18 protein-coding genes are annotated in these 22793 nt (G+C 72.5%); 5 read left to right on the top strand and 13 right to left on the bottom strand.

Annotated features, from left to right (window positions below; all coding sequences use genetic code 11):
- Window positions 1–40: 40 nt before the first annotated feature.
- The 6 genes from ACN28A_RS16520 to ACN28A_RS16495 form a co-directional block, all read right to left on the bottom strand.
- A complete protein-coding gene (locus tag ACN28A_RS16520) occupies window positions 41–1402 on the bottom strand; it encodes a pectate lyase family protein (protein WP_421396257.1) in 1362 nt (453 codons plus the stop codon).
- A 254-nt stretch (window positions 1403–1656) separates the two neighbouring features.
- On the bottom strand, window positions 1657–2904 hold the full coding sequence (locus ACN28A_RS16515) for a Gfo/Idh/MocA family protein (protein ID WP_421396256.1): 1248 nt from the start codon (window positions 2902–2904) through the stop codon (window positions 1657–1659).
- The gene (locus tag ACN28A_RS16510) at window positions 2901–4400 is read right to left on the bottom strand and encodes a mannitol dehydrogenase family protein (protein ID WP_421396254.1); all 1500 of its coding nucleotides are present in this window, start codon (window positions 4398–4400) and stop codon (window positions 2901–2903) included. The genes ACN28A_RS16515 and ACN28A_RS16510 overlap by 4 nt, the downstream gene beginning before the upstream one ends.
- Window positions 4388–5701, bottom strand: a complete 1314-nt coding sequence (locus ACN28A_RS16505) for an enolase C-terminal domain-like protein (RefSeq protein ID WP_421396253.1) — start codon at window positions 5699–5701, stop codon at window positions 4388–4390. The genes ACN28A_RS16510 and ACN28A_RS16505 overlap by 13 nt, the downstream gene beginning before the upstream one ends.
- The gene (uxaC, locus tag ACN28A_RS16500) at window positions 5698–7134 is read right to left on the bottom strand and encodes a glucuronate isomerase (protein ID WP_421396251.1); all 1437 of its coding nucleotides are present in this window, start codon (window positions 7132–7134) and stop codon (window positions 5698–5700) included. The genes ACN28A_RS16505 and uxaC overlap by 4 nt, the downstream gene beginning before the upstream one ends.
- Before the next feature lie 90 nt (window positions 7135–7224).
- The gene (locus ACN28A_RS16495; protein ID WP_421396249.1) at window positions 7225–8550 is read right to left on the bottom strand and encodes a Gfo/Idh/MocA family protein; all 1326 of its coding nucleotides are present in this window, start codon (window positions 8548–8550) and stop codon (window positions 7225–7227) included.
- Between the two features lie 258 nt (window positions 8551–8808).
- On the opposite strand from ACN28A_RS16495, the gene ACN28A_RS16490 reads away from it, so the two are divergent.
- The 5 genes from ACN28A_RS16490 to ACN28A_RS16470 all read left to right on the top strand — a co-directional run bounded on the left by ACN28A_RS16490 (window position 8809) and on the right by ACN28A_RS16470 (window position 13929).
- Window positions 8809–9972 carry a LacI family DNA-binding transcriptional regulator gene (locus tag ACN28A_RS16490; RefSeq protein ID WP_421396247.1) on the top strand — a complete coding sequence of 388 codons (1164 nt, stop codon included), beginning with the start codon at window positions 8809–8811 and terminating at the stop codon, window positions 9970–9972.
- A gap of 18 nt (window positions 9973–9990) precedes the next feature.
- Complete coding sequence (locus tag ACN28A_RS16485; RefSeq protein ID WP_421396245.1) at window positions 9991–11334, top strand: ABC transporter substrate-binding protein; 1344 nt, start codon at window positions 9991–9993, stop codon at window positions 11332–11334.
- A 69-nt stretch (window positions 11335–11403) separates the two neighbouring features.
- Window positions 11404–12387 carry a carbohydrate ABC transporter permease gene (locus ACN28A_RS16480; RefSeq protein ID WP_421396244.1) on the top strand — a complete coding sequence of 328 codons (984 nt, stop codon included), beginning with the start codon at window positions 11404–11406 and terminating at the stop codon, window positions 12385–12387.
- Window positions 12387–13256, top strand: a complete 870-nt coding sequence (locus ACN28A_RS16475; protein WP_421396242.1) for a carbohydrate ABC transporter permease — start codon at window positions 12387–12389, stop codon at window positions 13254–13256. The genes ACN28A_RS16480 and ACN28A_RS16475 overlap by 1 nt, the downstream gene beginning before the upstream one ends.
- 25 nt (window positions 13257–13281) lie before the next feature.
- Window positions 13282–13929 carry a hypothetical protein gene (locus tag ACN28A_RS16470; RefSeq protein WP_421396240.1) on the top strand — a complete coding sequence of 216 codons (648 nt, stop codon included), beginning with the start codon at window positions 13282–13284 and terminating at the stop codon, window positions 13927–13929.
- A 219-nt stretch (window positions 13930–14148) separates the two neighbouring features.
- On the opposite strand, the gene ACN28A_RS16465 is transcribed toward ACN28A_RS16470, so the two are convergent.
- From ACN28A_RS16465 to ACN28A_RS16435, 7 genes are all read right to left on the bottom strand, one after another.
- Entirely contained in the window at window positions 14149–15417 is a 1269-nt protein-coding gene (locus ACN28A_RS16465) for a cytochrome P450 (RefSeq protein WP_421396238.1), read from the bottom strand.
- Window positions 15414–16112 carry a GTP-binding protein gene (locus ACN28A_RS16460; protein ID WP_421396236.1) on the bottom strand — a complete coding sequence of 233 codons (699 nt, stop codon included), beginning with the start codon at window positions 16110–16112 and terminating at the stop codon, window positions 15414–15416. Before ACN28A_RS16460 ends, ACN28A_RS16465 begins: the two co-directional genes overlap by 4 nt.
- The gene (locus tag ACN28A_RS16455) at window positions 16093–16464 is read right to left on the bottom strand and encodes a DUF742 domain-containing protein (RefSeq protein ID WP_421396235.1); all 372 of its coding nucleotides are present in this window, start codon (window positions 16462–16464) and stop codon (window positions 16093–16095) included. Before ACN28A_RS16455 ends, ACN28A_RS16460 begins: the two co-directional genes overlap by 20 nt.
- A 48-nt stretch (window positions 16465–16512) precedes the next feature.
- Window positions 16513–16917: a roadblock/LC7 domain-containing protein gene (locus ACN28A_RS16450; protein ID WP_421396234.1), complete on the bottom strand. Its 405-nt coding sequence runs from the start codon at window positions 16915–16917 to the stop codon at window positions 16513–16515.
- Window positions 16914–18611, bottom strand: a complete 1698-nt coding sequence (locus tag ACN28A_RS16445) for an ATP-binding protein (protein WP_421396233.1) — start codon at window positions 18609–18611, stop codon at window positions 16914–16916. Before ACN28A_RS16445 ends, ACN28A_RS16450 begins: the two co-directional genes overlap by 4 nt.
- Window positions 18612–18769: 158 nt before the next feature.
- A complete protein-coding gene (locus ACN28A_RS16440) occupies window positions 18770–19855 on the bottom strand; it encodes a pentapeptide repeat-containing protein (RefSeq protein ID WP_421396232.1) in 1086 nt (361 codons plus the stop codon).
- 121 nt (window positions 19856–19976) lie between these two features.
- Window positions 19977–22718 carry an Hsp70 family protein gene (locus ACN28A_RS16435; RefSeq protein ID WP_421396231.1) on the bottom strand — a complete coding sequence of 914 codons (2742 nt, stop codon included), beginning with the start codon at window positions 22716–22718 and terminating at the stop codon, window positions 19977–19979.
- Window positions 22719–22793: the final 75 nt, after the last annotated feature.

Here is a 22793-nt window from a genome sequence, read left to right as displayed (position 1 = left end):
TCAGACCGGCTGCCCGTTTGACGCCGGCAGCCCGCCAGCGTCAGACCGGCAGCCGGTCGGCCCCGGCGAGGGTCCGCACCACCAGCGGTACCAGCGGGGCGGGCAGTACCGGCCCGGAGCGCAGCGTCGGCGTCCAGCCGACGTCGCCGCCGAGGTCGGGCTCGTGCTCGGCGTTGTACGCCGCCAGCAGGCTCACCGGCCGGGCCGGCCCGCGCCACTCGCGTACCCGGTTGCCCCGTTCCGTGATTGCCGTGCCGCCCCAGTCGTAAAGCAGGTCGGCGGCGGTGATGCCGGCGCCGAGGGTGAAGTGGTTGTGCTCGGCGTACACCGCAGACTGGACGCCGACGCCGATCGCGTACCCGAATTCCGCACCGGCGAGCTGGTAGGCGTTGTTGTAGATGTCGACCCGGCCGAACCGCACCCGGGGCAGCCGCTGCATCGTCCCGTCGAAGAGGTTGTGGTGCAGCGTGACGTCGAGCCGGCCGACGTCCGGGCCGACGGTGTTCGAGGAGCCGATCAGCATCACCTTGTCCCGGGCCACGAACCGGTTGTACGAGGCGGTCACCCGGCTGGCGGTGTGCGTGATGTCGAGCGACCCGTCGTGCACCATGTACGGCCGTCCGAAGTAGACCGGCAGTCCGCTGTCCGGGTTGTCGCCGTCGGTGAAGGTGTTGTGGTCGACCCAGACGTTCTCGCTGCGGCGTACCGACATCAGGTCGAACTGCGAGTTCCAGTTGCCGGCGTCGCCGTCCGTCGGCGACCAGGCCGGGAAGCAGTCCCGGGCGTCGGAGAGGGTCAGGTTGCGCACTATGACGTTGTCCGCGGTGTCCACCATCAGGGTCAGCCCGGAGAGGGTGGCGCCGCGCAGCCCGACGATCGTGGTGTTCGGCCCGACGTTGATCTGGGTCTGCCGGGTCTGGTTCGCCACCGACCTGACCCTGGCCTGCTCCAGCGGCCCGGCCGGGGCCACCCGTCCCCAGCTCGCCGGGTCGTACGCGGCCAGGTAGGCGTCCAGCGAGTACTCCGGGTCGGCCAGGTCGGCGCAGTCGAGCAGTCGTCCGTCGGCGGCCTCGAAGCCGTCGACCAGCCCGCGGACGAAGATGATTTTCGGAGTGGCGTTCTCCCGGTTGGTGGCGTTGTCGCCGCCGAGGGCGTGCACCAGCTCGGCCCGGGTGCGGACCACGTGCACCTGGTCCGGGGTGGCCGACGCGCCGCCGGTGGTGCCGGGGCCGGCGGCGGCCCAGCCGTCACCGGCCGGCAACGCCTGCCGACCCAGCAGCCGGGCCGGCAGGGACAACCCGTCCCGCCCGTGCGCGCCGGCCGGTTGTGCCGCCGCCACCAGGGCGCCGGATGCCACGAGAAGACTGCCGACCACGGCGGCGGTCAACCTGCTCGATCGCATGCCACTCTCCGCGTCTGTCTACTGTCCACCGGATCTCGTAACGACGACGAAATCTTTCCGTAATTGAACGGTAGGTAGCAGCAGTTAAAAGTGTCAATGCAATCTGTTTGCAGATATGTTGCACGAAAGAAAGGCAACATTTATTGTCCCGGCGACCATTCGCCGAGAAGAGGGATATTGGGTCCGATTTCTATCGGACGGTTGTCCCCCCGATTTGCAGCCTCCGGCCCGTTCTCACGCAGGAACTCCGGTGCTCACCCGTCGCCCGCCTCCCGTTCCACCGCCTCCTGTTCCACCGCCGCCCGGTGCGGCTTCACCGCCCACGGCACGCCCAGCTCGGACAGCAGCGCACCCTCGGCCGCCGCCCGGCGCAGCGCCGCGTTGACCCCCCGGATGGTCAGCACCCGGTCCGCTCCCCCGCCGGTCGCCAGCACCCGCTCGCCACCGACCAGTTCCGGTTCCGGCGCAGCCGAGATCGCCTGCACCAGCGCGGTGAACGCCGCCGTCCGGGGAAGCGGCGCGACCAGCGGCACCGTGCCCGGGTCGGCCCGGTGCGCCAGCAGGTTCTCCAGCAGGTTCACCCGACCCGGCACCGCACGCGGCCCCTGGTCACCGGGGAGCGTCAGGTGGTCGGTGGTATAATCCAGCACCGCCCGGCCGGCGCTGCCGTGCACGACCACCTCGCCGGCGACGAACTCCTCGCCGGCCAGCGTCACCGCCGCCAGCACCGGCAGGCCGCAGCCGAGGGTCGCCCGTAGCGCGGCGGTGTCGTCCACCTCGATCGGTCGGGTCCGGTAACGCTCCAGCTCGACCTGGGCCGGCCAGTCCGGCGCGACACCGTGCACCGCCGCCAGCGGTGCGACCGCACCGGCGGCCACCGCCGCACCGGCCACCGCCAGGCACTGCATCACCGCGTGCGCCAGCGGATTCACGAGTACGCCGTCCAGGACCGGTCGGCCGTCCAGGCTGCGCCGGCCCGCCCACGGTGCCCGCGCGTAGTAGCCGTCGGTGCGTTGCCAGGAGGCGACAGTGCAGATCCCGGTGACCCGGCCCAGCCGGCCGTCGGCGACCGCCGAGGTCAGCTCGCGCAGCGCCGCCGACCCGAGTGCCTGAAAGCCGACCTGCGCCACCCGACCCGCCCCGGCCAGCGCGGCGGCCAGGGTGCGGTGCTCGGCCAGCGAGAGCACCGGCGGCTTCTCCAGCAGCAGGTCCGCCCCGGCCGCGACCGCGTCCAGCGCGATCGGCAGGTGGGTGTGCGGCGGGGTGCAGACCACCACCACGTCCGGCCGGGTCGCCGCCAGCATCTCCCGGTGGTCGGTGAAGACCCCCGCACCCGGCGGGACCGGCGCGCCCGGTGCCGACTCCACCGGGCGTACGTCGACCAGGGCGACCAGCTCCAGCCGCCCGGTGTCGTGCAGCGGGGTGATCGTGCGGCGGTGCCACATCCCGTGCCCGCTCGCCCCGACCAGGGCCACCCTGGGCGGCGTACCCGCTCCGGTCATGCGGCACCGGCCAGCGTCTGCTCCACCCCGTGCCGGTCCAGCGCGGTCAGCCACCCGACCACCAGCTCGCGTACCTCGTCGTCGCTGGCGAGTTCGGCCGGGAAGACCTCGGTCAGCCCGAAGAGCGCCTGCGCCACCCCGGCCGGCGAGTCCCGGCCGGCGGCCAGGGCCGCCCGGATCCGGTCGGCGAGCGGGTCGTCCAGCGGCAGCGGCGTACCGTCGTCGGCCCGGCCCTGGACGAACCGCATCCAGGCCGCCACCACCAGGGCGGCCCACCGGGGCCGGGCCCCGGCCGCGCGCAGGTCCGCGATGGTGTGCAGCACCCGCTGCGGCAGCTTCTGCGAGCCGTCCATGGCGATCTGGATGGTCCGGTGCCGGAGCACCGGATTGGCGAAGCGCTCCAGCACCTGCTCGCCGTAGTCGACCACCGAGACGCCCTCCGGCGGGGCGAAGCTCGCCGCCACGTCCTCGGCGATCAGCCGGCGCAGCACCCCGGCCAGGTGCGGAATCTCCAGCGCCTCGGCGATGGTCTCCCGGCCGGCCAGCGCACCCAGATAGGCGGTCGCCGAGTGCACGCCGTTGAGTGCCCGCAGCTTCAGCCGCTCCCACGGGCCGGCGTCGTCGGTGAGCACCACCCCGGCCCGCTCCCAGGCCGGTCGCCCGCCCGGGAACCGGTCCTCGATCACCCACTGCCGGTACGGCTCGGCCGCCAGCGCCGCCAGGTCGCTCACCCCCAGCGCCGCCTGCGCGTCGGCCAGGGTCTGCGGGGTACTCGCCGGCACGATCCGGTCCACCATGGTCCCCGGGAAGCTGACGTTGTCCCGCAGCCACCCGGCGATCCGCTCGTCCCCGCCGTCGCCGACCAGATCGAGCGCCTGGCCGACCAGGCTGTGCAGCCGCTCCCCGTTGGACGGCAGGTTGTCGCAGCTCATCAGCGCGATCGGGCCGGCGTCGGCGGCGAGGCGGGCGAGCAGGCCCCGGACCAGCAGGCCGGGCACCGTCCGCGGCGGCCGGTCGCTGCCCAGGTCGGCCAGCACCGCCTCGTCCGGGCGGAGCAGGCCGGTCGCCGGATCGAGCTGGTACGCCTTCTCGGTCACCGTCAGGGTGACCACCCGGATCGCCGGGTCGGCCAGCAGCGCGACGATCGCCGCCGGGTCGCTTGCGGCGTGCCGGACCCCGGCGAGCGCACCGACCACCCGGGTCTGGTTGCCCGCCCCGGAGCTGCTGGTCACGCTGAACAGGCAGTCCTGGGCGGCGAGTTTGCCCACCACGTCGGTGCTGCGCGGCGCCACCCCGACGATGCCCCAGTCACCGCCGGCCGCCGCCACCGCCTCCTCGGTGTAGACGGCCTGGTGCGCCCGGTGGAACGCGCCGAGCCCGAGGTGCACGATCCCGGCCGGCACGGCGCCGGGCCGGACCAGCGGGCGGCTTCCCGCCGGCAGCCGGCGCAGCGTGCCGAGGCCGAGCCGGGACGCGTTGACCGTCACGCCGCCCATACCGGGCCGTCCGGGAAGGAGTACTCGGCGATCGAGGCCGGCTTCATCGTCGCGCTGTAACCGGGCTGCTCGGGCAGCAGGTAGCGGCCGTGCCGGGTACGTACCGGGTCGACGAAGTGCTCGTGCAGGTGGTCGACGTACTCGACCATCCGGCCGTCCAGCGAGGTGCCGACCCGCAGGTAGTCGAAGATCGCCAGGTGCTGGACGTACTCGCAGAGGCCGACGCCACCGGCGTGCGGGCAGACCGGCACGCCGAACTTCGCCGCCATCAGCAGCACCGAGAGCACCTCGTTGACCCCGCCGATCCGGCAGGCGTCGATCTGGCAGACCCCGATCGCCCCGGCCTGCATCAACTGCTTGAAGATGACCCGGTTCGCGGCCACCTCGCCGGTGGCCACCCGGCAGCGCCCGCCGGAGAGTCCGGTCACCGCCTCGGCGATCCGGGCATGCCCGAGTACGTCGTCGGCGTGCGTCGGCTCCTCGATCCAGTACGGGTCGAAGTCGACCAGCCGGGCCATGTTCCCGATCGCCTCGTCGACGTCCCAGACCTGGTTGGCGTCCATCATCAGCAGCGCGTCCGGGCCGATCTCCTCGCGGATGATCCGCGCCCGGCGTACGTCGTCGTCGACCGGGCCGCCGACCTTCATCTTCATCGCCCGCCACCCCTGGTCGTACGCCTGGCGGGTGAGCGTCCGGACCTTCTCGTCCGGGTAGCCGAGCCACCCCACCGAGGTGGTGTACGACGGGAAGCCGTCCCGGTCCAGCTCGGCGAGCCGGTCGGCGAGCCCGACCTGCCCCTTGTCGAGGATCGCGGCGGCCTCGGCCGGGTTGACCGCGTCGAGAATGTGGTGGAAGTCGACGTTGCGGACCAGTTCCTCGGTCGGCATCTCGGCGAGCAGCCGCCACAGCGGCTTGCCCGCCAGCTTGGCCCGCAGGTCCCAGACCGCGTTGACGAGCGCGCCGGTCGCCATGTGGATGACGCCCTTCTCCGGCCCCAGCCAGCGCAGTTGCACGTCGGCGGTGAGCGACCGCCAGAAGGCGACCGGCTCGGCCGCGATCTCCGCCATGGTGCGGCCGACGACGTGGTGGGCCAGGGCACGGATCGCGGCGCAGGTCAGCTCGTTGCCCCGGCCGTTGGTGAAGGTGAACCCGGCCCCGGAGGTCCCGTCGGGCGCGTCGGTGCGCAACTCGACGTAGCTGGCCGAGTAGTCACCCCGGTTGATCGCGTCCGAGCCGTCCCCGGCCGCCGCCGTCGGAAACCGCACGTCGTGCACGTCGACGCCGGTGATGGTCACACTCACTTGTCTTGGCTCCCGAGCTTGAAGACCTTCTTGGGCAGGTGGTAGGCGAGGTCGACGATCGTCTCGGCGGCCTCGTCCAGCGGCAGCCGGTCCTCGGCGACCAGCCGGGCCAGGAAGCCGGCGTCGATCCGCCGGGCGACGTCGTGGCGTACCGGGATCGAGCAGAACGCCCGGGTGTCGTCGACGAAACCGGCGGTGTTGTAGAAGCCGGCGGTCTCGGTGACCGCCTCCCGGAACCGGCGCAGCACCTCGGGCGAGTCCAGGAACCACCAGGGCGCGCCGAGGTAGAGCGCCGGGTAGCCGCCGGCCAGCGGAGCCAGTTCCCGGGTGAAGGTGTACTCGTCGAGCGTGTAGACGACGACCCGCAGCCGGGGATCGTTGCCGTACGCGTCCAGCAGCGGCGTCAGCGCGTGCACGTACTCGGTGGCCTGCGGGATGTCGCCGCCGACGTCGCGGCCGTGCCTGGCGTAGAGCCAGCGGTTGTGGTTGCGCACCGAGCCCGGGTGCAGCTGCATCACCAGGCCGTCCTCGACGGACATCCGGGCGAACTCGACGAGCATGTGTGCCCGGAACGCCTCGGCGTCCTCCGGCGTCGCCTCGCCGCGCAGCCCGCGTTCGTAGAGGGCGGCGGCCTCGGCCTCGTCCAGCCGCAGGGTCAGCGCCGTCGGGTGGCCGTGGTCGGTGGAGGTGGCCCCGGCGGCGATGAACGCCTGCCGCCGGCTGCGCAGCGCGGCGAGATAGCCGGGGTACCGGCCGGTGTCCTCGCCGGCGATCTCGCCGAGGCGTGCGACGTTGTCGGCCCAGCCGTCGAACTCCATGTCCACCACGTTGTCCGGCCGGAAGGTGGTGACCACCCGCCCGCCCGGCCCGCCCCAGCCGTCGGCGGCGAGCTTGGCGTGCCGGCCCAGCTCGTCGAGCGGCGACTCGGTGGTGGCCAGCACCTCGATGTTGAACCGCTCGAAGAGCGCCCGGGGCCGGAACTCCGGCTGGGTGAGCTGCGCCGCGATCGAGTCGTAGATCTCGTCGGCGGTGTCCGGGGAGAGCCGGGTGGTGACCCCGAAGACGTTCCGGAAGGTCTCCTCCAGCCAGAGCCGGCTCGGGGTGCCCCGGAACAGGTGCCAGTGCGCCGCGAACCGCCGCCAGATGGTCCGCCCGTCACTCTCCACCGGCCCGCCGTCCACCGCCGGTACGCCCAGCTCGGCCGGGTTGACACCCTGACTCAGCAGCATCCGGGTCAGGTAGTGGTCCGGGACGATGATCAGCCGTGCCGGGTCCGGGAACGCGACGTCGTCGGCGAGGATCGCCGGGTCCACGTGCCCGTGCGGCGAGATCAGCGGCCGGTCCCGGACCAGCGCGTACAGCTCACGGGCGATCGCCCGCTGGCTGGGTTCGGACGGGAAGAGCAGGTCGGGCCGGTCGGACTGGGCAGACACCAGCGAACTCCTTGGCTGGTCGGTGGTGTAAGGAAGGGCCCTTCCTATCGTCTCCTGTCGTGGAAGGCCCCCCTCCCTGCACCCGGGTCATCAGATGGTGAGCAGCTCGGCGACGCCTACCGGTTGCCCGGTTTCGAAGGAGCGGTTCGCGGCCAGGCCGGTGAGCAGGGCGAGCGCGCCGTCCCGGGCGGTGGCGGCCCGGTTCATCGGGTCGGTGTGGCCGCCGAAGAGGACGGCGGTCATCCGGGCGTCCGCGCCGCCGTGTCCGGTACGGGTGTAGCCGGTCACCGGGATCTCCCGGGGCTGCTCCCAGAACGGCCGCAGGGTGAGCCTCGCCCAGCCCTCCTCCACGGCGGCCTGCACCCCGTGCAGCGCGGCGCCCTTCAGCTCGCCGGCCGCCTGCGGGCTGACGAAGTCGCTCTCCACCACCTCCAGTTCGAGCCGTCCCCGGCTGCCGTTGAACATCACCCGGTAGCCCTCCCAGGGGGCGTACGCGGTCAGGTGGTAGCTCATGCTGGCCCCGTTGTCGTACTGCGCCAGCACCGCCATGTCGTCCTCGATGGTGACCCCGGGGGCGAAGACGTTCTGGTCGCGGTGGTAGCCGTCCTCGGCCTCCGCCTCCAGATAGAGCGCCCGCAGCCGGGGGTGGTCGGCGAGGTGCAGCGCGAACGGGTCGTCGGCGGCGTCCGGGGAGCCGTGCGCCCGGTCGTACGGGCGGGCGTAGCCGTGCCGCCGACCGGCCTCGTCGCCGTAGAAGAAGAGCCGGCCGGCGGCGTAGACCCGCACCGGGTTGGCGTCCAGCCACCAGTTGACCAGGTCGAAGTGGTGACTGGCCTTGTGCACCATCAGCCCACCGGAGTTGGCCTTGTCGCGGTGCCAGCGCCGGAAGTAGTCGGCACCGTGGCGTACGTCGAGCAGCCACTCGAAGTGGACCGAGCCGATCTCGCCGACGGCGCCCTCGGCGAGTACCTCCCGGACCTTCTCGTGCAACGGGTTGTAGCGGTAGTTGAAGGCGACCGAGACCTTCCGGCCGGTTTCCGCGACGGCCTTCAGGATCCGCTCGCACCGGGGCACGTCGGTGGTCATCGGCTTCTCGGTGATCACGTCGCAGCCGGCCCGCAGCGCGGCGACGATGTACTCGTCATGGGTGCGGTCCACGCTCGTCACCAGCACCACGTCGACCCGTTCCTTCTCCAACATGGCGGAGAACTCGCCGGCCAGGTAGGTCGGCACCGGCGCGAAGTCGAGTTCGGCGAGCCAGCGGTTGTGCGCGTCCATCCGGGCCTGGTTGACGTCGGCGAAGGCGACGAGTTCGGCCGTGTCCGGGTGGTCGAGCACCAGGGCGCGGACGAACATCTCCGCCCGCGCACCCGCGCCGACCAGTGCGAAACGCTGCCTTCCCGGGGTTACCGACATCCCAGCTCGCCTCCATGGCTGAAAGGTTCATGGCTGCAAAGGTTTGCAGGAGAAGTAACCACGCAAGCCGGGCACCCGTCAACGACTTGATGCGAAGCTACGACCTTTATCCGCATTTGCAACTTTGGAAGTGCTCCCATCGCTGCGCACCGCGACAGAGCCGTAACGAGGCACCGTTGACACAGGAGCAACCGTTTGCATTAATTGGCCAACCCAACCAAGTGACGGCAGACACAGGCAGCCACGGAGAGGACTCGCGTGCCAGCCACCATTCGAGACGTCGCGCGAGCCTGCGGGGTGCACATCTCCACCGTCTCGCGGACGTTCTCGGCCCCGCACCTGGTCAACCCCGAGACCCGGAACCGGGTGCTGGCCTGCGCCGAAAACCTCGGCTACCGCCCCAACCGGGCCGCCCGGGCCCTGATCACCGGCCGCACCCACAACATCGGCCTGATCATCGCCGACATCGCCAACCCGTTCTTCCCGCCGCTGATCAAGGCGGCGGAGAGCCAGGCCCGGCAGCGGGACTACCACATCTTCATCGCCGACACCAACGAGGACCCGGCGGTCGAGGAGGACCTGGTGCACGCCCTGGCCAAGCAGGTCGACGGCGTGCTGCTGTGCAGTCCCCGGATGAGCAACAGCCTGATCGAGCAGCTCAGCCGCGAGGTGCCGCTGGTCGTCATCAACCGTCAGGTGACCGGCCTGCCGGCGGTGGTGATGGACGTCGGCCAGGGCGCCCGGCTCGCCGTGGAACACCTGACCGGGCTCGGACACCGCGACCTCGCCCTGCTCGGCGGGCCGCGCGGCTCGTGGACCAACCGGGAGATCCGCCGGTCGGCCACCGCCGCCGCCCGGGCCGCCGACGCCGCGCTGACCGTGCTCGGACCCAACCCGCCCACCGAGGGCGGCGGCCTCGCCATGGCCGAACAGGTACGCCGGACCGGTGCCACCGCCGTGCTCGCCTACAACGACCTGATGGCGATCGGCCTGATGGAAGGGCTGGACTCGCTCGGGCTACGGGTGCCCCAGGACATCAGCGTGGTCGGCATCGACGACATCGCGCTGAGCCGGCTCACCCGGCCCAAACTGACGACGGTGGCCACGCCAGCCGCGGCCGCCGGCCGGACGGCCGTCGACATGCTCCTGCAACACGACGGTTCCTCCGCCGCACGCGCCGGGCGCGGCGGCGGACGGACCGGCACCCTCGACGACCGTCGCACCACCGCACAGGTAAGCCTGCAGACCGAGTTGGTCATCCGCGACTCGACGGGCGTGGGTCCGGCGGCACTGTCCGCCCGGCCCGCAGCGGCGGCGACCGCCGACCGCCCGGACGCGGCAGCTCCCGCTCGCCCGGGTCCGCACGGCCATCCGGCCCCGGGCGGCACCGCCGCGGCCACCCCCGAAAGTGTCGCCTCCTAACGCCGAGGAGTGAACACGATGCACCCCGCCACATCCCCGACGGCCAGCGCGTCCGCGCGCGGCCACCGCTTCCTTGCCCGTCGAGACGTACTCCGCCGCCTCACGGCCGCGGTGGTCACCCTGCCCCTCGTCCTCGGTGCCGCCGCCTGCGGCGACGACGACGAGGAGCCGGGCGGTCCGGTCAGCATCGAGTTCTTCTGGTGGGGCGGCGAGGCCAGGGCCGAGATGACCCAGAAGGCTCTCGACCTCTACAAGCAGAAGAACCCGAACGTCACGATCAACGCCGTCTGGCAGGCGTTCGACGGCTACTACGACAAGCTCGCGACGATCTCCGCCGGTGGCAACGCCCCCGACATCTTCCAGATCGACGACAACGGCCTGGCCGAGTACGCCGGCCGCAACGTCACCCTCGACCTGACGCCGTACGTCGAGGACAACAAGATCGACCTGACCAAGCACGCCGAGGGGCTGACCAGGTACGGCCAGATCGACGGCAAGCAGGTAGCGGTCGCCACCGGCGAGAACACCCCCGCCATGATCTACGACAGGACAAAGCTCAAGGAGCTCGGCCTGCCCGAGCCGCAGGAGGGCTGGAGCTACGACCAGCTCTTCGACTGGGCCGCCCAGGTGACCGCCAAGGGCGGTGGCAAGTACTGGGGCACGATGGACACCAGCTCCGACTACAAGGCGCTCTGGCTCTGGCTGCGGGCCCAGGGCAAGGAGTTCTACGACGGCAACAAGCTCGCGTTCACCGAGGCCGACCTGGCCAACTGGTTCAAGCTCTGGCAGGGTGCCCGGGCCAAGAACGCCACCCCGCCGGCCGACATCGTGCACGAGGCCGTCAACGGCAGCGTCGCCACCCAGCTGGTGGTGACCGGCAAGGCCGCCACCTCGTTCATGTGGTCCAACCAGCTCGGCGAGCTGCAGAAGGCCACCAAGAACGAACTGGGCATGGTCGCGTACCCCGGCGACCCGAAGGGTCAGTGGGCGCGGGCCTCGCTCTACTGGGCGGGCTCCCGCAGCACCGAGCACCCGGAGGTGGTGGCCGACGTCATCAACTTCCTGGTCAACGACCCGGAGGTGGCCAAGATCTTCGGCGTCGACCGCGGTCTCCCGTCCAACATGGACACGCGGGCGGCCATCGAGTCGTCGATGACCGACCCGGCGATGAAGACGACGGTGGCCTTCGAGAACGCCCTTGCGCCCAAGTTCGGCCCGGCCCCGACGCCGCCGCCGAAGGGCCACAGCGGGCTGCGCAACAAGCTGCGTGACATCGCGGAGAGCGTGACCTACGGCCGCGCCACGCCCGAGGACGCCGCGAAGCAGTTCTTCACCGAGGCCCAGGCGGCGCTCGCCGGCTGACACCCCGGCCCGGGGTGGGACCGCGATCCGGTTCCCATCCCGGGCCGCCCTCGAGAGGAGAACCAACCCGTGGCTGTATCCACGGCGGCCAAGCCACGTCCCGGCGACGCGGCGCCGGCCGGAACCCCGACCAGGTCGACGCGGGCCCGGCGGCGGCGGCACCGCGCCGAGGGCGTCGCCGGCTACGTCTTCCTTTCCCCGTGGCTGATCGGCCTGATGGCGATCACCGCCTTCCCGATGCTGTTCTCGCTCTACCTGAGCTTCACCAACTACGACGTGCTCTCCAGTTGGGAGCTCGTCGAGTGGGTCGGGCTGGACAACTACCGGCGGATGTTCGGCGAGGACCCGGCGTTCTGGCACGCGGTGACGGTCACCCTGACGTACGCCCTGGTCGCCGTGCCGCTCAAGCTCGCCGCCGCACTCGGCGTCGCCCTGCTGCTCAACCGCGAGCGGCGTGGCGTGGGCCTGTTCCGCAGCCTGTTCTACCTGCCGTCGCTGCTGGGCGGCAGCGTGGCGCTGGCCCTGGTCTGGCGGGCCATGTTCGGCGGCGACGGCGCGTTCAACAGCTTCCTGGGGCTCTTCGGCATCCAGGGCGAGGCCTGGGTGAACGACCCGACCTGGGCCCTGGAGACCCTGATGGTCCTGGCGATCTGGCAGTTCGGCGCCCCGATGGTGATCTTCCTCGCCGGGCTGAAGCAGGTACCGACCGAACTCTACGAGGCCGCCTCGGTCGACGGCGCCGGCCGGGTACGCCAGTTCTGGCACGTCACCCTGCCGATGCTCTCCCCGGTCATCTTCTTCAACCTGGTACTGGAAACGATCAACGGATTCCAGGGCTTCACCTCGGCATACGTGATCAGCAACGGTACGGGCGGGCCGGTCTACTCCACGCTGCTCTACACCCTGCACATCTACGACCAGGGCTTCGGGGAGTTCCGGATGGGCTACGCCGCCGCGCTCTCCTGGGTCTTCCTGCTGGCGATCGCGGTCATCACCGTGCTCTTCTTCAGCACCGGCCGGTTCTGGGTGCACTACTCCGACGGAGACGACTGATGGCAGTCCAGGCAGTTCGGGCCACCCCCGCACCCCGGCGCCGCTGGCGCGGCACCCTCCGGGTCGTACTGCTCGTCGGGGTGCTCGCCTTCGTCCTCTACCCACTGCTGTGGATGGTCGGCTCGTCGCTGAAGTCGCCGACCGAGGTCGTCAGCAACCTCTCGGTCATCCCCCAGGACGTCACCTGGGCAAACTACCCGGACGGCTGGGGCTACGTCAGGAACCTCAGCTTCGGTCGGTTCTTCTTCAACAGTACGGTGATCGCCCTGGCCACCGTGGTCGCCAACGCCGTCTCCTGCCTGGTCGCCGCGTACGCCTTCGCGCGGCTGCGGTTCCGGCTGCGGCGGGCGTGGTTCGCCGTCATGATCGGGACCCTGCTGCTCCCCAGCCACGTGCTGATCGTCCCGCAGTACGTGATGTTCAACTACTTCGGCTGGATCGACACCCCGCTGCCGCTCATCGTGCCGAAGCTGCTCGCCACCGAGGCGTTCTTCGTCTTCCTGATGGTGCAGTTCATGCGCGGCATCCCGCGCGAACTGGACGACGCAGCCAAGATCGACGGCTGTTCGCCGTACGGGGTGTTCCGGCACGTGATCCTGCCGCTGAGCCGGCCGGCCCTGGTCACCACGGCGATCTTCTCGTTCATCTGGACCTGGAACGACTTCTTCACCCAGCTCGTCTACCTGCCGAGCCCGACCAGCTACACGGTGCCGATCGGGTTGCGCCTGTTCATCGACTCCAGCGGCCAGACGTCGCTCGGGCCGATGTTCGCGATGTCGGTGCTCTCGCTGCTGCCGGTCTTCGTCTTCTTCCTGGCCTTCCAGCGCATGCTGGTGCAGGGCATCAACACCAGCGGACTCAAGGGCTGAGGTGTCGGCGGTGCAGACTGGGAGGATGACCGAGTCACCCGCGCCGGACTGGCCCGAGCAGCCCGCCCCGGCGGCCCGGCCGGACTGGCGGGACACCCTGCGTGACGCCGCCGACCTGGCGCTGCTCGGCATCCTCACCACGGTCGCGGCGCTGCCGGTCGTCACCGCCGGTGCCGCGGTCGGCGCCGCCAGCGCCGCACTGCACCACTGGGTCGAGACCGGTTCCTGGCCCGGAGCACGCACGGCGCTGCGCGGCTTCGGCCGTACGGTGCTGCCCGGAGCCGGTGCCACGGCGGTGGCCGGGGTCGTCGCCGCCGTACTGGCACTGAACCTGCTGGCGTTGGGCCGGGGCGTCGTGCCGGGTGGGCCGGTGCTGGTCGCGGTCACCGTGGCGCTCGCCGTGGCGGCCGGCGGCTTCGCCGGGTTGACCGTGGTGCAGCTCGGCCGCCAGGCCGGGCAGGGCTGGCGCCGCGCCGTGCGCGGTGCGGCCCGGACCACGGCGGCCCGGCCGGCTACCCTGCTCGCCGCCGCCGGCACTGTCGCGCTCGCCGTGCTGCTCTGCGCGCTGGTGCTACCGGTACTCACCCCGCTGCTCGTCGGCTACACCATCTTCGGGCTGCACGCGGCGACCCGCCGGGTAGCCGGGGCCGCCCTGCCGACCGGCCCGGAGTAGCGGTTCCGGCCCGAGCCAGCGGAGCCGGCCCCGATCAGCGGAGCCGACCCGAGCCAGCGGAGTCGACCCGAGCCAGCGGAGCCGGCCCCGATCAGCGGAGCCGACCCGAGCCAGCGGAGTCGACCCGAGCCAGCGGAGTCGACCCGAGCCAGCGGAGCCGGCCCCGATCAGCGGAGCCGACCAGGCGGCCGGGGCAGCCCGGCGGCGGAGGCAACCCGCTCAGCCGACGCCAAGCTGCGGGACGGACCGGAAGCGCACCGGGATCGACTGCGGGGTACGCCCCCACGGCGAGGGGACCGCCTGCAACTCCTCGGCCGGGACGGCCAGCCGTACCCCGGGCAGCAGGTGCAGCGCCGTCTCCACGGCGGTACGTACGATCAGCCGGGCCGGGATCTGCGCCGGGCAGGCGTGCGGGCCGGCACCCCAGGACAGGTGCGCCCGGTTGCCGACCTCCCGCCACGGCTCACCTGTCGGGTGGATCCGCGGGTCGGCGTTCGCGGCGGTCATCCCGAGGATCATCGCGTCGCCGCGCCGGACCGGCTGCCCGGCCAGCTCGGTGTCCCGCAGCGCGTACCGGGCCGGGGCGTTCGTCATCGGCGGGTCCCGCCACAGCACCTCCTCGACGGCGTCGTCCACGCCGAGCCGGCCGCCCCGGAGCCGGCCGGCGAACCGCTCGTCGGTGAGCATCAACCGCAGCGTCTGGGCGATGCAGCTCATGGTGTTCTCGTTCGCCGCGACAAGCATCAACACCATGGTGTCGTAGACCTCGGCGTCGCCGCGCAGGTTCGGGTGCTCGACCAGATAGCTCGTCAGGTCACCCGACGGCACCCTGCGGCGGGCCGCCACCACGTCGGCGAGGATCCGCATCACCTTCTCCCGGGCGGCGATCGCGTCCGCGCCCCAGGCGAACATCGCGGCCAGCCCGGCCTGTAGCTCGCGGCTCTGCACCGCGTCCAGGCCGAACCGGTCCGCGATGGCCAGCACCGGGACGATCGCCGCGTAGTCGGCGACCAGGTCCGCCTCGCCCCGGCCGGCGAACGAACCGATCACGTCGGTGCAGAGCGCCGCCACCGCCCGGCGCATCGCCCGCTGGTCGATCTCGGCCATCCCACCGGCGATCGGGGCGCGCAGCCGGCGATGCCGCTCCCCGTTGACGAAGAAGGCGTTGTCGTACGGCGACATCATCGGGCGCAGCAGCGAGTCCGCCGGCAGGCTGCCGTCGTGGTGCGCCGCCCAGTCGTTCGGGTCGCAGGAGTAGACCTGCTCCTGCCGGGTGACCGTGAGAATCTCCTGGTAGCCCATCACCAGCCAGGCGTGCACCCCCGGCTCCAGCTCGACCGGTGCGACCGGGCCGTGCTCGGCCCGCAGCCGGGCGAAGACGTGCTGCGGATCGGGGCAGGCGGTGGTGGCGGCCAGCGGCACCAGGCCGGTCAACTCGGCCAGCGGCTTGCGGAGGCTGGTGCCCTCGATCGTGGAATAGGTTGTCACGAGACCAGTTCCTCGGAGACGGGGATGTCCTGCGGGGCGGTGACAGGGTCATGCGACGTGATGACGGGATCCTGCGGGGCGGTGGCGGAGCCCTGCGGTGCGGCGGCGGGCGAGACGTCGAGGGCGTGCTGGACGAGTGCGGCCAGCGCGGCCAGCGCGGAGCCGCGGTCCCGGGCGTCGCAGTCCAGGACCGGCGTCTCCGGCAGCAGGTCCAGGGCGGTACGCAGCTCGTCCGCCGAGTGCGGCACCGTGTCCGGGAAGTGGTTGACCGCCACCACGAACGGCAACTCGGTGCCGATCTCCAACTGGTCGAAGACCTCGAAGCTCGCCTCCAGCCGACCGGGCCGGGTGTCGACGAGCACGAGCACCCCGGCGGCACCCTCGGCGAGCCCCTCCCACAGGTCCCAGAACCGCCGCTGTCCCGGAGTGCCGAACAGGTAGAGCGCCAGGCTCTCGTTCAGGGTGATCCGGCCGAAGTCCATCGCCACGGTGGTGGTCTGCTTGTCCTGCACGCCGTGCAGGTCGTCGACTCCCTCGCTGACCTGGGTGACGATCTCCTCGGTACGCAGCGGCCGGATCTCGCTGACCGAGCCGATCAGGGTGGTCTTGCCGACCCCGAAACTGCCGACCACGAGAATCTTCACCGACTTGGTGACGGTCCCGGGCAGGTAGCCGTCAGAGCGCGCGGAGACCATTGAGCACCTCTTGCAGTAGTTCCCGGGGAAGCTGCGCGGCCTGGGGACTTCCGGCCCGCGCGGTCAGGTGACCCGAATCGACCAGGTCGCTGGCGAGTACCCGTACGACGCTCACCGGCAGCTCCAGCCGGGCGGCGACCTCGACAAGCGAGAGCAGTCCCCGGCACATCGCCAGCAGGGCGCGTTCCTGGCGCCCGGCCGAGACCGGCAGGGGCGGCGGCGGGTCGGTCGCGATCAGCAGCGTGTCGACGCTCACCGTGTTGCGCGACGGGCGGGCCCGCCCCTTCGTGAGCACGTACGGCCGCAGTGCGGAGTCGCGGTAGTCGCGGCTCCGGTCGTCAGGAGGGGTCATCGACGCTCCCCGGTCCGGTCTGTCATCTGCCGACCCCGCCCCCTGAGGTCATGCCTCGGCGCCGTGCCGGGCCGTCGTGGCGAGGTTGCGTTCGCCGATCCTGTTGACCTGGGCCTGCATCTGGTGCGCGATGAGCGCCGGATCGACGGCCGGTTCGGTCACCACCGCCAGGTGCGAGCCGTCGCCGGCCCGCCGGACGAAGAGGAATCCGCCGTCGAACTCGACAAGCAGGGAACGGAGTGAACGCCCGCCGGAGCCGAACTCGCGGCCGACGCTCCGGCCGAGGGACTGCAGTCCCGAGCAGGCCGCCGCGAGCCGGTCGGCGACGTCCTGGTCGGTGTGCTCGGACCGGACCATCGCCAGGCCGTCGGCGGAGAGCACCACGGCGTGCCGGACGTACGGCACCGAAACCACCTCGGCCAGCATCCAGCTCTGGTCTTGCTGCGCGCTCATCGTTCGTCATCCTTCGTGGTCGTCGGCGGCGAGCTGGAACCTTCCGGATCCCGTCCGGCGCCGGCCCGACCGCCGGAGATGAAGGCACCCATCCAGGAGCCGGCCTGCTCCGGCGTCGGCTGCACGGACGCCGTCGAAGAGTCGGCGGAAGCCGCCGGCCCGGTCGACACTCGCCCGGCGGACAACGCCCGCTCGGCGGACGCCGCCGGCCCGTCGGACGGCGTGGCGGCAGCCACGGCTTCGCCTCGGCGGGACCGACGGCGGGGCAGGATCGTGTCGGACGCCGGGTCGACCGGTTCCGCCTGCACCGCCCCCGTCTCCGCCACCACCGGCTCCGATCCGATGACCGGCTCCGATCCGGCCACCGGCGCCGGCTGCGGCGGCCACTCCCGGTGCGCCTGCGGCTGCGGCGCGGCGGCCGGCGGATGCGTCGGCACGGTGGCCGGCGGACGCATCACCACCGCCTCCGGCGGGTCCACCGTCTCGACGACCTTCGACGGGATCAGCACCACCGCCCGCAGCCCACCGTACGGGGACTCGCTCAGATCCGCCCGGAAGCCGTGCCGCCGTACGTAGTGGCCGACGACGGCGAGCCCGGTCTGCGGGATCTCGCCCAGCTCGCCGAGCCCGACCGGACGACGCCCGGAAACCGTCTCCCGGGCCTGCTCCAGCCGGTGGTCGTCCATCCCGACGCCACCGTCGTCGATCTCGATGACCGCGCCGCGCTGCACCCGCCGCACCGTCACCGGGACGATGGTCGCCGGTGGCGACGACTGGGTGGCGTTGGCCAGCAACTCCGCCACCAGGTGGATGACCGGCTCCACCACCTCGGCGGCGACGGCCACGTCCTGGTCGCCGGAGACCTCGACCCGCTGGTACGCCAGGATCCGGGCCGAAGCGGCCCGCACCACGTCCACCATGGCCAGCGGCTCCTGCCACTGCTGCCCCGGCCACTCTCCACAGAGTACGGCCAGGCTCTGCGCGTGCCGGGCCTGCTGCGCGGCGGCGTGGTCGACCCGCATGCTCGACTCGACCACGTCCGGGTCGTGCTGGTGCCGGTCCGCCATCAGCGAGACCTGCTCCTGGATGGAGTGCGCCGCCGTCTGCACCCGCCGGGACAGCGCCACCACCGCGAGCCGCAGCGACTCCTCGCGCTCGTCCGACCGCTTCAGCGCACTTGTCGCCTCGGCGAGAATGCCGTCGACCAGCCCGGACGTCCGGTCGGCGAGCATCCGGTCGGGCGGGGTGGCCGGCACCGGCGCCCCGGCCAGTACGGCCGGAAGCCGGACCCGGAGCAGGTGTTCGAGGGCGTCGTCCACCGCAGCCGAGCGGACCTCGGCCCGATGCCGCCACTGTGCCTCGCGCTCGATCAACTGCTGCTGGTGCTCGGCCAACTGCTGCTGGTATCCGGTCAACTGCTGCCGGTAGCCGTGCACCTGCCGCTCGAACTCCCGCTCGCGCTCGGCGGAAGCGACCCGGGCGGCCTGCTGGTGGCGCCGGAGCACAGCCAGCAGCACGAGTGTCGCACCGGCCGCGCCGGCCGCCGCCGCCGTGACCGCCCGGCCGAGCGGGTCGACGCCGAGCAGCGCGGCGGCCACGGCCGCCGTGCCGGCCAGGGCGGTGAGGAGGAAGGTGGCCGACCATATCGGTCGGTCCCCGGGCGAGGGACGACCTGACGATTCAAGCGGTGTCATGTTCACCTTCGAGCGGAAGATCCGGGCAGGACGGAGCCCCAAACCGCAGTTCAGGCACATTGATGGATCAGGATCGTACCCGATCGGGCCGGGATCACCGTCCCCCTGAGTGGACAGATGTATCCCGATCGGCGGCGGGTCACCCGGGACGGGCGTGCTCAGTCGGCGCAGGTCCGGGCCGGCGAGCCGGGCCTGGGCATCGCGGCCGGCAGCCGGGTCCGGTCGCTGAGTACGGCACAGCTGATCTGCTCCGGGGTCACCTCGGTGCCGACCAGGGTGGCGCCGTGCAGCAGGGCGCCGTTGAGGTTCGCCCCGGTCAGCCGGGCGTCGGTAAGGTCGATGTCGACCAGGTTGGCGCCGACCAGCCTGGTCCGGACCAGCTCCGCGCCGGGCGCGGTGACGTAGCCGAGGTACGCTCCGCCGAGGTCGGCGCCGGTCAGGTCGGCGGCGGCCAGGTTCGTGGCGTCGAGCCGGGCGTCCCGCAGTTCCGCGCCGACCAGCGTGGCACCGGTCAGCCCGGCACCGTCCAGCTCGGCACCGACGAGTACGGCACCGGCCAGCGTGACCCGGTCCAGCATCGCCAGGTTGATCCGGGCCCCGGTCAGGTCCGCCCCGCCCAGCCGGGCCTCCCGCAGGCTGGCCCGGTCGAGTACGGCACCGCGCAGGAATGCCCCGGTCAGGTCGGCGCGGTCGAGTTCGGCACCGGTCAGGTCGGCGTGGTCGAGCCGGACGCCGGTCAGCACCGCGCCGGCCAGCCTCGCCTGCGCCAGGGACGCCCCGGTCAGCACCGCACCGGTCAGGTCCAGCGGGTCACCGGGGCGGTCCCGTCCCGCGTCCCGCCGCCCGAGCGCGGTCAACGCCGCCTGCACGTCCACCCCGGGACGCCGCTGCCCCGCCCCGGCCGGCCGCCGGGTGGCAACGCCATCGCCCGCCGCCGCGTCGGCCTGCGACTGCCGGCGTACGAAGGTGGCGAGCACCGAGGTCACGGTCGGCTGCTCGGCCGGCGCGTCCCGGAGCACCCCCGCCAGCAGGTGCACGCCGCCGGCCCGGACCACCTCGGACGGGTCGGCCAGCAGTTCGACGCCGGCACGCAGGCGCGGGGTGACCCGGTCGGCAGCCGGCTCGCCGGCCCGACCGGCCGTGCGCAGCGCCGCACCGGCCAGCAGGATCGCCACGGCGCCGAGCACCAGTGCCGCCACTCCGAGGAGCAGCGACGGCCGCTGCCGGAGGCGCCCGACATCCATGACCGTAGTCTGCCCGCCGGACACCGGCCGGAGCTACCCGGCGCGGAGTCGGGTACCCGCCAACCGGTGCAGCGTGGGAGGCGCGGACCCGGCTACCGGCGCAAGCGGGCGACGACCCCGGCTACCCGGCGGTGAAGCGGGCGACGACGAACTCGGAGCGGCCACCGCAGACGACGACCGAGGTGTTCCAGGAACAGGAGGCCGGCACCACCTGCTTGAGCTGCCCCAGCTCGGTCGGTTCGCCGGATTCGGCGACCACCCCGGCGACGCTGACGTCCTGGTTGTACGGAGCCGGCTCCTTGGCGAAGACCAGCAGGTTGCCGCCGTCGACCCGGGCGGCGATCCCGTCCCGGCTCGACTTCTCGACACCGTCGGTGGCGAAGAGCTTCGACACCGGTTCGGTCGCGCCGAGCCGGACCAGGGCGCGTTCCCCGACCGGCAGCAGTTCCTGTGCCTGCGGCACCTTCTTCCGCCAGGCGGCCCGCTGGCTGTCGTCCCGGTCGGTCCGGACCGCCACCAGTTCGGTGGTCGCGGCGTCCGATCCGGCGGTCTCCAGCAGGCAGACCTGCCGCTCGCCGCAGGGTTGCAGGGCGGTCGGCCGCCGGCTCTTGTCCGCCGCCCCATAGATGCCGGTCGGTGCGGCGAGGGTGGTCAGGTCGTACCGGGCCAGCCCGTAGCCGTCGGTTTTCGGCGCCACGAAGAGCTGCCCCTCGTACGCCAGCACCACGTCGTCAATCTCGGCGGCGTCGGGCCGGCTCTTCAGCACCCTGCCGTCCGTCACGTCGACGACCCGGATCGAGTCGTCCGCGCCGATCTGCACCAGTCGCGGCTCGTTCCCACGGTTCGGCAGCGCCGCGTCCCCGCTCAACCCGGCCGGCCCACCCACCTCCCGGACGGTCCGCACCGGATAGACGGCGGAGTCGCTGTCGTACTCGCCCTTCGGGCTGGGCCGGGTCCACTCCCGGCCGGTACGGGCGTTGATCCCGACAAGCGTGTCGGCGGTCCCGTCGAGCACCACGACCCACTCGTCGAAGAAGTAGAACTCGTCGGCGCCGCGCACCTGCCGGCTCCACAGCTTCGCACCGTTCGCCGGGTCGTAGGCGATCAGGTCGCCCGAGTCGGTGCTGCCGATCACGTCCGCCTTGACCAGCAGCACGTCCGGCAGCGCCTTGATCCATTTCCACCGGTCGGCGCCGGCTTCCGTGGTGATCCACCGCTCGACCTTCGCCGACCCGGTGTCCAGCACCGCGATGTCCAGCCGCCGGTCGGTCCGCTGGTAGGCGCCGTACGCCCGGTTGCCGGCGGTGGCGGTGAAGAACACGGACGGGTCCTTCTCCCGGGTGGCGATCCGGTCGACCTCCCGGAACGGCGCGAAGTCGAGGCCGGGATAGGGGTCGCGGTTCAGGTAGAGCAGCGTCGCGACCACCACCCCGACCAGCCCGAGCAGCACACCGGCGCCGACCAGCAAGGCGCGGCGGCGTACCAGACCGGCCAGCCCTTCCTGGACGGCGCCGCCGGCCGGGACGGGCGGGGCGGAGACCGCGACGGCCTCCCGCTGGTGCCCCTGGAGCTGTCCGGGCACCCCGACGCCGACGGCGGCGGCCGGATCCGGTGCCGGGCCGCCGAGCGTTGCCGGACCGCCCACTCGTGCCGGGACGCCAGGCGGTGCCGGGACGCCAGGCGGTGCCGGGACGCCGCCGCCAGCGAGGACCGGGACCGGCAGTTCGGCGAGAGCGCCCTCCGCGACCGGCAGTTCCGGCTGTTCGAGTACGGTCGGCGCGATGCCGAGTTCGGCGTGCAGCATCCGGGCCACCAGCGGGACCCGGGAGGCGCCCCCGACCAGGAACAGCCCGACGAACTGGTCGATGCCCAGCCGCGAGTTGGCGATCACCGACGCGGCCTCGTGCACCCCTCGGCGCAGCAGCGGGGTGACCACGCTCTCCAGCTCGTCCCGGGTCAGGTGCAGCGCCTGCTCGACGCCGGGCACCGGCACCGGGGCGGTCACGGCCCGGGACAGCATTTCCTTGGCCCCGCGTACGTCGTCCCAGAACTGCCGGCGAGCGCGCCACTGGCTCGCCGTCGCAGGCTGGCGCAGCTGCTCCCAGACCTGCGGATGCGCGGCCTGGATCAGGCCGCCCAGGTGCTCGACGAGCGCGGCGTCCAGGTCCAGCCCGCCGAGGTCGGCGACGCCGCCCGAGCCGACCACCACGAAGCGCGGCCGACCGGTCTCGTCGGTGCCCTCGTTGCGGACCACCGCCACGTCCAGGGTGCCGCCGCCGAAGTCGAAGACGGCCAGCGCGGACCGGACCGGCACCGGCCGGCGCAGCACGTCGGCGAAGTAGCGGGCGGCGGCGACCGGTTCCGGCACCAGCAGCGTCCCGCCGGCGGAGCGGGCCGCCGGATCCGTCTGCCCTGCCACATCCGTCCGCACCGGTGGCCAGCCGGCCCGGGCGACGGCGGCGGCCAGGGCCTCCCGGCGCCGGGCGCCCCAACTGGCCGGATAGCTGAGTACGGCTGGCGGCAGGAACCCGACCGCCTCCACCGCCACGCCGGCCACCGCGCCGAGTACCGCGGCCAGCAGGTCCACCGTGGGAATCTCGCGGTCACCGAGGAGTACGGCCGGCTCGTCGATCCGTCGCTTCGGGTTCGGCTCGTAGCGCGCCGGGTCGGCCTGGGCCAGCCGTTGGGCGTCCCGCCCGACGTGTGGTCGCCCGGTGCCGTCGAGGAAGACGCCGGACGGCAGGATCGGCTGCCCGTCGAAGAGCAGTGGTCTGGTCCGGCCGTCGGGCCAGCGCAACACCGCCACGGTGTGCGAGGTCCCGAGGTCGACACCGAGCCCGTAGCCTCCGTCCTGACCTGCCATGAACCGACTCCTCCGCTGGGCGAGGGGTTGCCCGGCCCTGCATGTTACGGGCAGCGGAGTTGCCGCCGAGTGGAT

The organism is Plantactinospora sp. WMMB782 (assembly GCF_049179135.1).
GTDB lineage: Bacteria > Actinomycetota > Actinomycetes > Mycobacteriales > Micromonosporaceae > Plantactinospora.
The sequence above is the reverse complement of the archived record's forward strand: the minus strand, read 5'-3'. Positions and strand labels throughout refer to the sequence as shown.